The organism is Candidatus Rokuibacteriota bacterium, from assembly GCA_016209385.1.
Lineage (GTDB): Bacteria > Methylomirabilota > Methylomirabilia > Rokubacteriales > CSP1-6 > JACQWB01.
This window is the reverse complement of record JACQWB010000190.1, coordinates 17,847-32,336: the sequence shown is the minus strand read 5'-3', so window position 1 is coordinate 32,336 and position 14,490 is coordinate 17,847. Positions and strand designations below refer to the sequence as shown.

At 65.5% G+C, this 14,490-nt stretch carries 13 protein-coding genes; 11 read left to right on the top strand and 2 right to left on the bottom strand.

Annotated features, from left to right (window positions below):
* Positions 1-155: 155 nt before the first annotated feature.
* The 6 genes from HY726_13695 to HY726_13670 all read left to right on the top strand — a co-directional run bounded on the left by HY726_13695 (position 156) and on the right by HY726_13670 (position 6,597).
* Complete coding sequence (locus HY726_13695) at positions 156-608, top strand: hypothetical protein (protein MBI4610050.1); 453 nt, start codon at positions 156-158, stop codon at positions 606-608.
* A gap of 350 nt (positions 609-958) precedes the next feature.
* Entirely contained in the window at positions 959-2,761 is a 1,803-nt protein-coding gene (locus tag HY726_13690) for a VCBS repeat-containing protein (protein MBI4610049.1), read from the top strand.
* A 73-nt stretch (positions 2,762-2,834) separates the two neighbouring features.
* Complete coding sequence (locus tag HY726_13685; GenBank protein MBI4610048.1) at positions 2,835-4,484, top strand: hypothetical protein; 1,650 nt, start codon at positions 2,835-2,837, stop codon at positions 4,482-4,484.
* Positions 4,485-4,670: 186 nt separating this feature from the next.
* Positions 4,671-5,102 carry a hypothetical protein gene (locus HY726_13680; protein MBI4610047.1) on the top strand — a complete coding sequence of 144 codons (432 nt, stop codon included), beginning with the start codon at positions 4,671-4,673 and terminating at the stop codon, positions 5,100-5,102.
* Between the two features lie 105 nt (positions 5,103-5,207).
* Positions 5,208-5,531: a hypothetical protein gene (locus HY726_13675; protein ID MBI4610046.1), complete on the top strand. Its 324-nt coding sequence runs from the start codon at positions 5,208-5,210 to the stop codon at positions 5,529-5,531.
* 496 nt (positions 5,532-6,027) lie between these two features.
* The gene (locus HY726_13670; protein MBI4610045.1) at positions 6,028-6,597 is read left to right on the top strand and encodes a CDP-alcohol phosphatidyltransferase family protein; all 570 of its coding nucleotides are present in this window, start codon (positions 6,028-6,030) and stop codon (positions 6,595-6,597) included.
* Positions 6,598-6,643: 46 nt separating this feature from the next.
* On the opposite strand, the gene HY726_13665 is transcribed toward HY726_13670, so the two are convergent.
* Together HY726_13665 and HY726_13660 are read right to left on the bottom strand one after the other, a co-directional pair.
* On the bottom strand, positions 6,644-7,576 hold the full coding sequence (locus tag HY726_13665; protein MBI4610044.1) for a hypothetical protein: 933 nt from the start codon (positions 7,574-7,576) through the stop codon (positions 6,644-6,646).
* Between the two features lie 67 nt (positions 7,577-7,643).
* Entirely contained in the window at positions 7,644-7,997 is a 354-nt protein-coding gene (locus HY726_13660) for an exosortase system-associated protein, TIGR04073 family (protein ID MBI4610043.1), read from the bottom strand.
* A 361-nt stretch (positions 7,998-8,358) separates the two neighbouring features.
* On the opposite strand from HY726_13660, the gene HY726_13655 reads away from it, so the two are divergent.
* The 5 genes from HY726_13655 (at position 8,359) to hpnR (ending at position 14,431) form a co-directional block, all read left to right on the top strand.
* Positions 8,359-8,964 carry an ABC transporter substrate-binding protein gene (locus tag HY726_13655; GenBank protein MBI4610042.1) on the top strand — a complete coding sequence of 202 codons (606 nt, stop codon included), beginning with the start codon at positions 8,359-8,361 and terminating at the stop codon, positions 8,962-8,964.
* Between the two features lie 166 nt (positions 8,965-9,130).
* Positions 9,131-10,168 (top strand): NAD-dependent epimerase/dehydratase family protein, encoded by a 1,038-nt coding sequence (locus HY726_13650; protein MBI4610041.1) that lies wholly within the window; start codon positions 9,131-9,133, stop codon positions 10,166-10,168.
* Between the two features lie 54 nt (positions 10,169-10,222).
* Positions 10,223-11,638: a cytochrome P450 gene (locus HY726_13645; protein ID MBI4610040.1), complete on the top strand. Its 1,416-nt coding sequence runs from the start codon at positions 10,223-10,225 to the stop codon at positions 11,636-11,638.
* A 126-nt stretch (positions 11,639-11,764) separates the two neighbouring features.
* Positions 11,765-12,883: a VacJ family lipoprotein gene (locus tag HY726_13640; protein ID MBI4610039.1), complete on the top strand. Its 1,119-nt coding sequence runs from the start codon at positions 11,765-11,767 to the stop codon at positions 12,881-12,883.
* A 54-nt stretch (positions 12,884-12,937) separates the two neighbouring features.
* Entirely contained in the window at positions 12,938-14,431 is a 1,494-nt protein-coding gene (hpnR, locus tag HY726_13635) for a hopanoid C-3 methylase HpnR (protein MBI4610038.1), read from the top strand.
* Positions 14,432-14,490 lie beyond the last annotated feature (59 nt).

The window sequence follows — 14,490 nt, the reverse complement described above, 5'->3', positions numbered from 1 at the left end:
GTGATGGGCTTGTTTGTTCTGTGGGACCTGATCTTCTGCGGGGGGAAGCGCTGCAGGGAGTGTATCGATTGGATTCGCCAGCTCTGAGGGCGGATCGCCCCCGCACGCGGAGCCTGAGCGCCGCCGCTTCTGCCTCGGGACTATGGCTCCCAAGTGTGCTCTACCTCACACTAGCCGGTGCCGGCTGTGCGACGGCTTGGGGGTACTTTGGCCTTCCGCAGGACGAGCGGCGGCTCTTTGAAGTCTACAGTGCGTTCATGACCACCGCTCAACAAAACGCCTACGTCTCTCAGCCCGGCCGCGAGGCGCGGACGGTGTATGCAGAGTCCCTCGGCCTGCCTCAACGGCTTGCCGCCCTGCCGGCAGGGGAGCGCGAAGCAGTCCTCGAGGCGCAAATCATACGAGGCATGAGCGCAGAGGGATTGCTGATGGCGTTGGGCCATCCCCGGTATCGGTCCGCGCTCGGGAGGGGAGCCGAGAAATGGGTGTATTTCCCCTATGACGCGAGGCACTTGCCGCCGAGCGCGGGAATGACAGTCTATCTGCGCGACGACCGGGTGACCGAGTGGGTACAATTTGTGATTCCAGCGCCGGAGGGGAAACGGTGAGCAGCTCCGAGACCGTTGGCCCGGAGGCGCAGATCGTCCGGGCTGGCCTTGGTGCGGAGAATTCGCGGGAAATTCCTCTTGACAGCTAGTTCAGGGCTGAAGTAGGTTACGCGCTAGGCTGACCTGACATACAGGAGGCCGTCTAAGGAGCGTTTGTGGGCTCCGAGGCGGCCTTTTTTGTTTTCGCTGAGCCCGTATGTCGCCGGGTTGAGGGATCGGGTTCGAGGAGGCAAGGGACCGTGGTCGTCAACCGGAGCCAGCGAACGATCCTGCCGATTATCGCGGCCTGTCTCATGGCGGGGGCGATCGGAGCCTCGGCGGCTCCACCCGCAACCTCACTGAGGGCGGCGATGGAGGAGGCGGTAAAGGCGCTCCTCGCCGATCTCTTCACAGAACGGCCTGCCGGCCGCGTTGTCTCAGTTCAGGGCTCCGGTCACCTTGTCGTGAATTTTCCCGGTCCCGCACCCCCGACGGACGCCGAGTACCTGGTCGTTCGAACGCCTGCCGCAGGCGGCAGTGGGTTTGCGGACATGGTGGGGGCGGTCCGAATCGCTGAGGCGCGAGGCCAGACAGCCCGCGCGACCGTTCTCTGGAACGAGGGGGACCTCCGGCCGGGGGACCAGGTAGTTTGGCCTCCGCGGATCACGATCGTGCTCCTCCGGACAGAGGCCGGGGACTCTCCGGAACTCGCCGGCCTCGAGCGGCATCTGGACCGCTGGCTCGAGCTGGAGCTGCTCACAGACCGCCGCCTCCGCGTCGTGCGCGCCGACCAGCCCGCCGAAGAGCGCTGGCGGCTCAAGCGGCTGCAGGAGGAGCGCGAGTACGCGCTCACAATCGCCCCGCTGCTGCTCTCCGGGGCCGCCGGCAACGCGGTGGTCCTCAGGGTGCGCTCCATGTTCACGGGCCAGACTCTCGCCCAGCGTCAAGCCGCATGGGTCTCGGCACAGACCCAGGCCGCTCCGACGCCCGCTTCGCCGACCACCTCCCCGGCCCCGTCAACGCCCTATGGCGCAGCAATTCGGCCCGCCGAGCCCGCAAGGGCCATCCAGAGAGTCGAGCGGAGCGCGGATCACCAGACGGTGCCGCTCCCCCACGCCCTCAACGGCATCGCCCTTGGCGACGTGGACGGCGACGGGCGGCCGGAGGTGATCGGGATCACTGACCAGCAGGTGATCGTCTACCGCTGGACCGGGCGCGACCTCGCGCCCGTCGCCACCAGCGATCCGCTGCCGGCATTCACGACCTACCTCTCCGTGGATGCGGCCGATATCAACGGCAACGGGAAGGACGAGATCATCCTGACCGCGGTCCGGACCGCCCCGCGCCAGAACCAGATGGAGAACATCCTCGCGTCTTCCATCGCCGAGCTGGACAAGGGGCGAATCGAGCTTCTCCAGACGAACCTCCACCGGTACCTCCGGGTGCTGAGGCGACCTGGACAACCCCCGCTCCTCCTGGCCCAGGGGATGGGGCTCTATGAGCCGTTCGAGGGGGCGGTGAAGGCGCTGGAGTGGAAGGACGGCCGGTACCAGCTCGGCGCTCAGATTCCGCTCCCGCAGGTCGTGCCTTCCGTCTACGCCTTCGCGAGCGGAGATCTGGACGGCGACGGGCGAGCGGACCTGGCGCTCGTGGCCCCGGACGGACAGCTCAAGATCTACGACGAAGAGGGACAGCTCCGCTGGGAAAGTGAGGACGACCTGGGGGAGGTTGACGCGCTCGGCTTTGCCCAAACGCCGCGGTTCCCGGACTACCGCGGTCTGAACTTCGACGCCACCGCGGAGCAGCTGGCGATCTGGCGGAGCATCCCGAGGCGGATCCTCCTCGCTTCGGTCCCCAGGTCGGCGGCGCTGCCGGACATTGTCACCGTGGCGAACCCCCGGGTCTTCGGGCTCCGGGTGTCGCTCGGCAAGAAAGGCGATAGCGTCAGGGGCGGTGCCCTCGGCTACGGGTGGGACGCGGAGGCCCGGCGGTTCGCCAAGCGCTGGGAGTCCGCTGACGTCAGCGGCCAGGCGCTGGACCTGGCGATCGGCGACCTGGGGGGTGACGGAGGGGTCATGCTGGTGGTCCTCTCGGGGGCCGGCACGAAGCGATCCCTCGACGTCTTCACGCTGTACGACCCCAGACGCGCCGCGGGCGACGCAGAGAGGAGGTGATCGCGCGTACGGCAGGGTAGCCGCGCTCGCCAGGGTCTTTTAACGCGACTCGTCGCTCAAGGCGGAGGGGACCATGAAGCGATCAGTGGCAATTGTGCTGGCGAGCCTTCTCCTGGGAGGGCTCGCGGCAACTCCGGCGCCGGCCCAGCAGATCAAGCCGGTTGGGCCGGGATCGGCGAGCTTCACGACACCGGACGGCACCAACTTCAGGTTCGGGATCAGCCTCGATTACCAGCCGATGACGGTGAAGGGCCTGGATTTCAACCGACGGACCAACTTCCGGACCATCAACGAGTTCGGGGTCTTCGGCGAGGAAGACACTATCATCGGCTTCGAGAACCGCCTGTTCTTCACCGTCACCAAGGGCCGGCTCTCGCTCTACACCGCCATCGAGCTCGACGGCGCCCTGGACGAACGGGAAATCGACGCGAACAATCCCAACATCGAGCGGCTGAACCTCTCCCTGCTCATCCCCGAGGTCAACACGACCTTCACGGTTGGTGCGGACATCTACGCCGTGGACCAGATCGGCGGGCTGGTGTACATCGACGACGACCCCGGGATCTGGTTCAAGGGCGGCGCCGGGCCGTGGTCGTGGCAGGCGGGCTGGCACAAGCGGACCGACTTCGGCGGGGCGGCCGGCGATTCGGGCTTCAGATTCGCGGCCAGGGTCAGCAACCAGGAGACGAGAGAGGACGACACCGAAATCTTCAGCGCCAAGATTGGCTACAACTTCGCACATCCGTTCGGCCGCTTCCTGGTCGAGCCGTTCGGCATCTACTATCTGCGGAACACCCCGCATAGCGGGGCTGAACAGAACCGACTTAACGCGGTGGGACCGGGCGCCGTGGCGCGGCCCGCTGACCCCCTCCAGGCGAGCCTGGACAACATCCAGCCCAACCAGGACACCGGGTACCTCGGCATCCAGGGGACAGGGACCATCGGCTGGCTCCGCCCGAGCGCTGAGTTCGTCTACCTGGTCGGAAGAATCTCAGGGCTCAGGGATCGGGTGACCGGCACCCTCCCGTTCGGCCGCGAGTCCTTCGACATCCACTCGCTTGCGACGTACTTGAGGCTGGACTTCGACTGGTCGAAGGAGCGCTGGTGGCCGCTCAGGGGCGTGATCCCCTTCGTCTCGGCGGAGTTCCTCCGGGGCGATGACGATCCCTTCGACGATGATTTGAAGGGGTTCGTGTCGCCTTCGAGCCCAAACGGCCTGCGGCCGGGTGACCTGCCGCTCATTCGGAAGACCGTGCTCGGGCTGGGTTCGCCTATCATCGGTGACGGCACAGCCGACTTCGGCTTCGGTGTGGACGGCCGGGGGATTGGCCCCACCATCGGCAACATTTTTGAAGGTGCGACGTTCGGTTCGGCCGCTACCTTCAATAACCGCTTTGGCAAGGGCGACAGCCCGGGCTACCTGATGGTCTCGACCGGCCTCCAGGGCTCCTACAACCCCCAGTGGGACTTCCACCTGATCGGCCGCTGGCTCCGCTACCACAGGACCGAGCCGATCGAGGCCGAGTTCCGCGCCTTCAACGTCGGCTCGGTCGCCCCGACGATCGGGGCCGCCTTCGACGTAATGGTGGTCTTCAAGCCTGTGCCGCAGTACCAGATCAGGCCGTTCTTCAGCATCTTCTTCCCCGGAGCTGGCGTGAGGAAGATCTCGGGGGGTAACGAGGACGCCATCGTGAGCGGGGTCAACTTCTTCGCGATCTTCTAAGCCCGCGACGGGCTGAGCTAATCATGGGCCAGAGCTCTGGGCCACTTTCCTACGCCCTCGTGGGTCGTGCCGACCGTTTGTCCGGTCGTGGCCCGCCTCTGGTCGCATCGCGGGAACAGGAGTGTCGGGGGGTGCCGGGGCTGGACCGGCACAGCTCATGAGTGGTTCCCCAAGAGGAGGGATTCCATGAAAAGGATCTTTGCGATGCTTTTGGCGGGTTTTGCGCTGGTGGCGCTCGTGGCCACAGCCCAATCCAAAGAACCGATCGATGTGACCGGCGTCTGGAAGGGAACAATGGTTACCCTGCCGGGAGCGAACGCAATGGGAGTTGTTGTTCTTAACCTCAAGCAAGAGGGTACGAAGGTAACGGGCACCGTCAGTCTGGAAGAGGGTAGTTTTTCCTTTTCCAGCACCAAGACATCGCCGGCAGCGTCGCCTCTGATTGCGACTGAAAAACGGATCGAAAACGGCCGGGTTACGGGCGATATTTTGACTTTTGAACTCCGCGGCGGCTCTCAAACCATGAACTGCCAGTTCCTCGTAAGGGCCCGCTCCATGCAGGGGACTATTGAGCTTCTGCAGGCACAAGCCTCCGTGGTTTCTCTGGAGCGAGAGTAGGGCAGGTCCGCACGCCGGCCCTCAACCAAGGTCGCCGTGCGGCCCTGGGGGCGAGAAGTCTTGTAACTGATTCGGCTTCTGAGCCCCCCGGCGGGGCCGGACGACATGGTCCGGCCTCGCTACCTGATGCTCGCCGGTGGCCTCCAGGGCTCCTGGAACCCGAAGTGGGATTTCCACCTGATCGGGCGCTGGCTGCGCTACCACAGGACTGAGCCGATCGAGGCCGAGTTCCGGTCCCTCAACATCGGCTCCGTCTCCTCCGAGATCGGGGGTGGGATCGACGCGATGGTGGTATTTAAGCCCGCGCCGCAGTACCAGATCAGGCCGTTCTTCAGCATCTTCTTCCCCGGGGCTGGAGCGAGAAAGCTCGCGGGGGGTGCCGACGAGGAAGCCATCGTGAGCGGCGTTAATTTCTTCGCGATGTTCTGAGCCCGTGATTGCTCACCTGGCGGTGCTTCGCCGCTCTTACCGTCTCCCGGCCAAGCACCGCCAGAACGGGGCTTCCGGCTACTGGACCAGAAGCCCTCATTCGTTCACGCGGGCGTCGGACCAGGGGTTTCGTCGGGGCCGTTTGTGACTCCCACCTAAGGCCGGAGAGCGCATACCTCACCACCTGGGCGATATCCGTCTATGCTCTACAGCCACCTTGCCGGGCGCCCCGCACCGCCCGCGTCCGTGCAGTGATCCGCAAGCCGGTCGGTTAGGCGCGGAGCGATGGGTTATGGAGCTGTTGGGAGCTGTTATACTGACGAAAACTCACCTCTCACGAAAGTCTGGTTCGGAAGCTGAACGATCCTCGATAGACACTCGGCCGGAGTGGCCCCCAGGCCGGTTCATGGAGGTACCTGCAAATCAAGCCTGGTCGACGGACGGCCTCACGGACAGGTTCGTCCATCGGCCGTGCGCCGGACCTCTGGCGCGGCTCTTGGCCCAGTTGCCGGTCACCCCCAACGCCGTCACCCTGGCCGGTCTAGTCGTGGGCGTGATCGCAGCGTCGCAATTTTGGTACGCGACTCCGAATTCTGCCATGCTCGGACTGCTGCTGTACTTCCTGCAGGCGGTGGTGGATCACGTCGATGGCGAGCTCGCCCGCCTGACCGGGCAGGTATCCAAATTCGGCGCATGGCTGGATGTGGGCGTGGACACCGCCACCGACATCCTGATCGTCGTCGGCATGGCTGTCACCGCCGGGCCCCGAAACGGCCCGCTGAGAGTGGCCCTTAGCGCCCTGGCGGGCGCGGGCATCGCGCTGTGTTCGCTCTTCACCAACTTCTTCCCGCCGCCGGCCGGGCGCGGCGTTGCGCGCGCGACGCTCCGATTGGCCAATCGGGACCCGGTCTACTTCATTCTGGCCGCGTTTCTCGTCCTGCTCTGGAAGGCCGACTGGCTCCTGCCGCTCTTTATCTGGGTCCTGGTCATAGGCTCCCACGCTTACTGGCTTGCGCACTTCATTCAGAGGACCGTAGCTAGCCGCTCGCGACAACGACGTGGGTGAGCGCGGTGAGATGGATGGGCGCCATGGTTTGCCTCATTTCGAATCCTTATCGGGTTCCGCCTTGGGTGCTCGTGGAGGGCGAGAGCCCGCTGGCGGACCGACCGCCGGCGGACTTCACGACCCGAGCGCCGATGTTCTTCCCCACATCGTCAGAGCCCTCATCGAGCTGTGGACGGGTTAGCGGGGTCTGAAGGACCCGGTCAGGTCCGGCCGTGATGATCCAGCCGAAGCCGAGCGAAACCCCTGTAATCGTCCGGCCGGTGTCGGCCACCCTGCCGCCGCCGGCCGACCCGCTCACCGTGACCGTGCCGACTGTCGCCTGGCCGGTGTCGGCCACCCTTCCCGAGCCGGGATCAGGAATGTCGGTGGCGAAGAGGAGCGGGAGGACGTTGATCAGATAGGCCTGGTCCCAGGGGTCGCTGGCGATGGGTTCCATGTAGGGACCGGCCCAGTTAGGATAGTCAATCTCGCTGGGCTTCCGGACGAGAAACTCGTTGATGTTCAACACGACGGCCGGCGTCAAGGTGTTGCAGCTGCGCCCGAGGAACTGGCTCGCGTCGATCCCCAGGTTACCCACCTGAGGGAGGGTTCGAGTGGCTGAACTGAGTCGCGAGGTCCTGGTCGTCGCATCGGTCCCCAGCTCACCCACCAGCGGGAGGAGCGTGCCCTGCGTGGGATCCGTGGCGGGCACCCCTGTCTGGAGGAAGCAGATCGTACTTCCTACACGGCGTATCTCCACCTCGGCCGGCCATTTGCCGGTGTCCTGAAAGAAGCGCATCATGGCGTTGGCAAGGGTGACTGCTTCGTTTGCTGCTCGGCCCGACTTGGATTGCTCGATCCGATCCATGACTGCCGGGATGGCCGTCGCAGCGACGATGGCCGTCATCGCGACGACCGCCGTAGTCTCATAGAGGCTGACCCCGCGAACATCCCGAAGGACCCTCAGCAGTTGCGTTACCGCTCTTACAAGCCGTCCCATGCTGACTTCTCTCCTCGCCCGAACCCTGGTGGACCCGCCGGCGGCGGAGTTCACGATCCGGGCTGTGTTATCGGGTCTCTTCCGTGAGCTGGTGGGGGTACTCAGGATAGAGCAGGGGCGTGTAGTTCCCGGGCATGGGAACGGGAAAGGTCGCAACCTCATAGACGCCGACCCCGGTCCGGAGGACTCCCATGCCGACGCCTCTCAGAGCGCCCACGGTGACGCCGTAGGGGATCCCGTGGTCAACGCTGTCGTAGTAGATGGTCTTGGGCCACTCGGTGACGAACCCAAAGGCGGTGTTCTCAAAGCCTCGAAAGACCTTCTGGGCGATTCGGAATCCGAGTGAGTTTTCCGCCCACACCGGGGTGACCGCGCCAACGACAAGGGTAAGGACGGACAAGGTTGCTAGAAACCGTTTCATGGGCTCCTCCTTCTGTGCTCTAGTTCTCGTTTTGAAGTGTGTGGGTGGCTCCCACTCCTGCAGACATCCATACGATGCGGGAGCGGAGGGGGAGGGTTCGCAACGGTTTTGTGAACCTCTCGATGCGCAGATGCCCTCTAAGGACCGTCCCGGCGACCTGCAGCATCGCGGCTGATGTCCGTGACCGCCTTGCTTAGCACCGTTTCACCGAGTGTGGAGCCGGATCGCGCTTCGGGATTGGCGAGTGAAAAATTTCCCAGAGCTTGGGGCCTTGCATAAAGTGTTGGCGAGTGTGTTAGGATGATCCCGGCGAAGGGCTTCGCGACGGGGGGGAGGAACTTATGGCAAGGAGGAAGCACCGATGAATGGAAGAAAAGTAGGAATCGTTGCTGTGTTCATCGTTTTCCACCTCAGCCTGTTGTCGCCTGCCCTCGCCGCTGAACCTCAGGACCGGGTCAGGGCGACCCTGGATGCCGTCTACGCGGTCCTGACCGATCCGCAGCTCCAGGGGCCGGCCAAAGAGGTCGAACGGAGGCAAAGGGTGCAGCGGATCATTCGCGACACCTTCGATTTCGCGGAGATGGGCCGGGAATCGTTGAGGACCCATTGGGCGGGGCTGACGCCGCAGCAGAGGGAGCAGTTCGTCACGGTTTTTGGCGCCTTCTTCGAGCGGTCGTACGACCGCCTTGTGCTCCGGTTCCTTCGCAACAGGCAGGCCGCCTACGGCGCGGAGTCCGTCGAGAAGGATCGAGCCCGCGTCCAGACAACCCTCGTTGACAACAAGGGAGAAGAACTCCCTGTTGACTATCACCTCAAGTATGACGACCAGAGATGGTCAATTTCCGATGTAGTGGTCGATGGAGCGCGGCTCGCCAGCAGCTTCCGTGCCCAGTTCGATAAGATTATCCGGACCTCTTCGTACGACACGCTGCTGCTGAGGATGAAGATCAAGGCGGAGCAAAACTAGGCCTTGTAGCGGTCAGCTTGTCCAGCCCGGCCCCGGCTTCTTCGACGTCGCAAAGGAGACTGGCATCGAGAAGACCGATGCGGACACCGGGCAGACCTTTGGCGCCTATGGCGCGGGCCCCGGGCCCTCCAGCAAGGCGGGCGAGCCATTCCGAGGAGCAAAGGCGATGGATGTCCTGGTCACCGGCGCTACTGGCTTCGTGGGGGCGAATCTCGTACGGGCCCTTCTCGCTGATGGGTACCGCGTGCGGGTCCTGGTGCGTCCGACGAGCACCCGGAAAGCGTTAACGGGATGTCCTGTGGAGGTGGTCTACGGCGACCTCGTGGAACCGGACTCCCTGGGGCGGCCGGTCGCCGGCTGCCGCCTGGTTTTTCACGTCGCGGCCGACTACCGGCTCTGGGCACCGGATCCAAGCGTGCTCTACCGCACCAACGTCGAAGGCACCCGCAGCGTTCTGGAAGCGTGTGCGCGGGCCGGAGTCGAGCGAGTGGTCTACACCTCGAGCTGTGGCACGCTGGGGATCCCGAAAGATGGCCGGCCCGGCACGGAAGCCACGCCGGTCAGCCTTCAGGACATGATCGGTGATTACAAGCGCTCGAAGTTCCTGGCGGAGCGGGCGGCCGAGGAGTATGCAGCTCGGGGCCTCCCCATCGTGATCGTGAACCCGACAAACCCGATTGGGCCGTGGGACGTGAAACCCACGCCAACGGGCCAGATGGTCTTGGACTTCCTCAAGGGGCGAATGTTCGGAACGCTCGACACCGGCCTCAACCTCGTCCATGCGGCGGACGTCGCTCGAGGACACATCCTGGCCGCCCGGAAGGGACGCGTGGGAGAGAAGTACATTCTCGGCAACCGGAACTACTCGCTGACCGAGATCTTCGAGCTGCTCGCGCAAATCACCGGGCTGCCCGCCCCCCGCTTTCGAGTCCCGTACGCCCTGATCTGGCTCGTGGCGCTCGCCATGGAAGGCATGGCCCGCGTGACCGGGAAGCCGCCGCGCGTTCCGCTCACCGGCGTGCGGATGGCCCGGAAGCACATGTACTTCAGCACCGAAAAGGCGGTAAGAGAGCTCGGTCTCCCCCAGACGCCGGTCGAGCTGGCGCTCAGAGACGCGGTGGCGTGGTTCGTCGAACACGGCTACGTCTCCCCACCTCCGGCGTACAGGAAGAATGTGAACGACCGCGCGGCGGTCGCCCGATGACGGCACGGGCGACCCGCGGCCGGCGCGCACGGCCTCCAGGACGGGCGTGAGGAAGTGATTCTGGGGCTCCGTCCGGTTCGTTTTCACTCCAAAGCCCCGCCCGGGCCACGCGGGTATCCGCTTGTCGGGGTGTTCCCCACGGCCCGGAAGGACCCGCTCCGGTTTTTCCTCGAGAGCGCGCGGCGGTACGGCGACGTCGTCTCGATGCGATTCGGCGTCCGACGCGTGTATCTCCTCAGCCATCCCGACCACGTCAAGCACGTGCTGCAGGATAACCACGGCGCCTATTGCAAGAGTCCGCCAGCCTCACGCGTGAGGCCGCTCTTCGGCGACAGCCTCACCACCGTTGACGGCGACCGCTGGCGCCGCCAGCGCCAGCTGATGCGGCCCGCCTTCCAGCCCAGGCGGCTCACGGCCTCCGTGCCCATCGTCACCGAGGCCACTGCCGCGATGCTGGACCGCTGGCAGCGCATCGCCGAGCGAAACGAGCCGCTCGACCTTCTGAGCGAGATGACGGACTTGACGCGCGCGATCATCCTCCGGGTGCTGTTCGGCGATGTCGCTGCCGCCGAGGCTCGAACCGTCGCCCAAGCGCTGGGCATCGCGTTGGAGTACGCCAACCGACGGTTGTGGAGTCCTCTCGGTTGGCTCGACGTCCTCACGCGAGGCAACCGTCGACTCCGACGTGCGCTGCGGGCGCTCGACGCGTTCCTGTCAGGCACGATCGACCAAGCTCGCCGCGAGGGAGCCTCTCCGGGGACTCTCTTTTCCTGGCTGCTGGAAGTGCGCGACGCGGACAGCGGTGAACGGATGAGCGATGCAGAACTCCACGACGAGCTCAAGGCGCTCCTCGTCGCCGGGCAGACGACCACGGCAAGCGCCCTGGCCTGGGTCTGGTACGTCCTGTCCGAGAACCCGGGGGCGGGACAGGAGCTCCAGCGAGAGCTCCGCGCGGTTCTCGACGGGCGTTCCCCGGGTGCGGAGGATGTCTCCGCCCTGCAGTATACGCGCATGCTGATCGAGGAAGTCCTGAGGCTCTACCCGCCTACCTGGGTGACCGCGCGGATGCCCCTCGACGGCGACGAGATCGGCGGGTATCGCATCGCGGCGAACGCCATCGTCCTACTCAGCCCCTTCGTGACGCACCGCCATCCCGGCTTCTGGGACGATCCGGACAGGTTCGATCCCGAGCGCTTTACCCCCGAGCGATCAGCGGACCGTCCGCGTTTCGCCTACTTTCCGTTCGGTGGCGGACCGCGCAGCTGCATCGGCAGCGGGTTCGCATTAGTCGAAATGCAGCTGGTCGTCGCGATGGTGGCGCAGCGCTACCACTTCACGCTCGTCCCGGGTAGTCGCGTCGACCTCGATCCGGGCCTGACGCTCCGCCCGCGTCCCGGCGTCCCTGCGATTCTCCATCGAAACGCCCCGAGTCACCGGAATGTGGGCGATCGGGTCGGGGGCGGCCGCTGAACGCACCGTGGGGCCGGGGGAGGGTTCGAGGACGGAGGTTGCCCTCAGCGCGGGGTTGGCCTTCGCCGGGCCATGGAGCCCGAGAACGCCTTTGATATTTCCGTCTATGACGGAAAGGAGGAGACCATGACACGCGCGCCCAGCGGGTCACCGGCGCGGATGGTCGCAGTGGTTGTCGCCGCTCTGGTCGCGAGCATAGCCGGGGTGGCCGGTGCAGCCGTGGAGTTAGACGACGGTGTCCTCCGCAAACCCCAGCCCGGTTATGCGGTCGAGGCTTCAGCGGCGGGGCCGGTCACCGCCGACCTCCTCCGGCCCCTGACCGCCGTCTTCGCTGACGAGGAGCGTGGCCCGGCTACCGGGCGGCCGAACCACGCCGAAGCCTTCTTAGACGCGTCCTTCCCAAGCCTCTCCCACGCCTCGATCGCACCCGCCATCGACGTCCGCCTGGAAGGGTTGAGCCTCACCACCCGCGGCCTGTTCGACACCGAGACCGACAGGGTCGCCGACGCGGAGATGCTCCGGCACGCTGTTCGCCTTGCCAGCACGGACCCCGGCTCGGACGCCGCAGGAGTCATGAAGGCCTCACTGGAGCTTCGGCGGGAAGAATTCATCGAGGAATACGACCCGTGGGAGCCCTTCAACGAAGCCATGTTCACTTTTAATCGGAAGCTCGATCAGTTCGTCGTGAAGCCGGTGGCAAAGGCGTGGGACAAGATCCTGCCCGACCGCGTGCAGCGGAGCCTGAAAGATGCGGTCGATAACCTCGGCATGCCGCGCCGCTTCGTGAACAAGCTCTTCCAGCTCCGACTCGAAGCTGCCGGCCTGGAACTGGCACGGTTTCTCGTCAATAGCACGTTCGGGATCGGCGGGCTGTTTGACGTCGCGAAGCCCCTGGGCATCGAAAAGAAGGACGCGGACACCGGGCAGACCTTCGGAGTCTACGGCGTGGGGCCCGGGCCGTACCTGAACCTGCCCTTCTTGCCCCCCCTCACGGTCCGCGACGGAATCGGCCTCGCCATTGATGGGGCGCTCGATCCGTTCAACTACGTCATCTTCCCGACCGCGGCGCTGCTGGCTATCCCGGCAGCGGACCGCATCAACGACCGGGCGTTCAACCTGGAGCTGTTTGAGACCGTCGAAGAGACCGTCCTCGACCTCTATAGCGCCGTGCGGAACGCGTACCTCCAGCGCCGGGACAGAGTCATCAGGGACGCCGTCAAGGAGCAGTTGTTCCGCCAGCCCTGACGGGAGCGGACGGGCTCCCACGCGAGAGATTTCGAAACAATCGCGGAGGAAACGATTCGCCTCCTTTTGGTGCATCCCAGCCCGTTGATGTACTCCGAGCTGTACCTGAGGCTGGAGCCGCTCGGGCTGGAGCGGGTGGCGGCGGCCGCCCGCTCGGCGGGGCACGACGTGCGACTGCTCGATCTCCAGATCTTCCGGCACCATCACTTCCACCGCGAACTCAACGCCTTCAAGCCGGACGCGGTGGGCTTCTCGCTGAACTACCTCGCGAACGTTCCCGAGGTGATCGACCTGGCCGCAGCGACAAAGCGTCTCCTGCGGCGCTGCTTCGTCTTTGTGGGCGGGCACAGCGCCTCGTTCATCACTCCGGAGCTCCTCGAGCATGCCCGCGGGGCCCTCGACTGCGTGGTGCGCGGCGAGGGCGAGGCCATCACCCCGAGGCTCCTGGAAGCGGTTGGTGGGCGAGGCATCGAGAAGCTCCCGGGCGTGGTCGCGCTGAACGGGACCGGGCCGCCGCCCACGCTGCTGGACAGCCTCGACCGACATCTTCCCGCCCGGGACCTGACCCGGCGCCGGCGCAAGTATTTCATCGGAATCCTCGACCCGTGCGCGTCGATCGAGCTCACGCGCGGCTGTCCGTGGGACTGCGCCTTCTGCAGTGCCTGGACCTTTTACGGCCGGAGCTACCGCAAGCTGTCCCCGGAGGCCGCCGCCGAGGATCTGGCGCGGATCCAGGAACCCAACGTCTTCCTCGTGGATGATGTCGCCTTCATCCAGCCCGAGCACGGCTCCGCCATCGGGCGGGAAATCGAGCGCCGGAAGATCCGGAAGCAGTACTACCTCGAGACACGGTGCGATGTCCTGATCCGGAACCGGGAGGTCTTCGCCTACTGGAAACGGCTCGGGCTCCGCTACATGTTCCTGGGGCTCGAGGCCCTCGACGAGGAAGGCCTCAAGCTCCACCGAAAGCGCGTCACGCCGGGCGAGAACTTCAAGGCCCTGGAGGTGGCGCGCGCCCTCGGCCTCACGGTGGCTGTCAACATCATCGCGGACCCGGATTGGGACGAGCGCCGCTTCGCGGCGATCCGGGAGTGGGCCCTGAGCGTCCCCGAGATCGTCCACCTCACGGTGAACACCCCCTATCCGGGAACCGAGACCTGGCGCACCGAGGCGCGGAAGCTCACCACGCTCGATTACCGGCTCTTCGACGTCCAGCACGCTGTCCTGCCCACCCGGCTGCCGCTCCGGCGCTTCTACGAGGAGCTGGTCAAGACGCAGGCGGTGCTGAACCGCAAGCACCTCGGCGTTGCCGCGCTTCGGCGCACAGCGACATCCGCCCTCCGGCTTCTCCTCCACGGCCAGACGAACTTCGTCCGGATGCTCTGGAAGTTCGGCACCGTCTATAACCCGGAGCGGCAATACGCGGATCACTTCAGGGAAATCAAGTACCCGATGCGGCCGCCTCCGCTCGCCACGCCCAGGCCGCAGCCTGCCGAGCTTTACGTCCACGTCCCCCTCGGGGCCCAACGGGCTGGCGCCCACACCTAGAAGCGTGTCGGAGTAATGCCCTTCGAGCGCGCACCTACGCCTTCGGCGCGGGTACCCGG

What these genes read in the sequence shown, in the direction of transcription:
- HY726_13650 (MBI4610041.1), top strand. Translation starts at nt 9,131, where the DNA reads ATGGATGTCCTGGTCACCGGCGCTACTGGCTTCGTGGGGGCGAATCTC.
- HY726_13685 (MBI4610048.1), top strand. Translation starts at nt 2,835, where the DNA reads ATGAAGCGATCAGTGGCAATTGTGCTGGCGAGCCTTCTCCTGGGAGGG.
- HY726_13665 (MBI4610044.1), bottom strand. Translation starts at nt 7,576, where the DNA reads ATGGGACGGCTTGTAAGAGCGGTAACGCAACTGCTGAGGGTCCTTCGG.
- HY726_13680 (MBI4610047.1), top strand. Translation starts at nt 4,671, where the DNA reads ATGAAAAGGATCTTTGCGATGCTTTTGGCGGGTTTTGCGCTGGTGGCG.
- HY726_13640 (MBI4610039.1), top strand. Translation starts at nt 11,765, where the DNA reads ATGACACGCGCGCCCAGCGGGTCACCGGCGCGGATGGTCGCAGTGGTT.
- HY726_13655 (MBI4610042.1), top strand. Translation starts at nt 8,359, where the DNA reads ATGAATGGAAGAAAAGTAGGAATCGTTGCTGTGTTCATCGTTTTCCAC.
- HY726_13675 (MBI4610046.1), top strand. Translation starts at nt 5,208, where the DNA reads ATGGTCCGGCCTCGCTACCTGATGCTCGCCGGTGGCCTCCAGGGCTCC.
- HY726_13690 (MBI4610049.1), top strand. Translation starts at nt 959, where the DNA reads ATGGAGGAGGCGGTAAAGGCGCTCCTCGCCGATCTCTTCACAGAACGG.
- HY726_13660 (MBI4610043.1), bottom strand. Translation starts at nt 7,997, where the DNA reads ATGAAACGGTTTCTAGCAACCTTGTCCGTCCTTACCCTTGTCGTTGGC.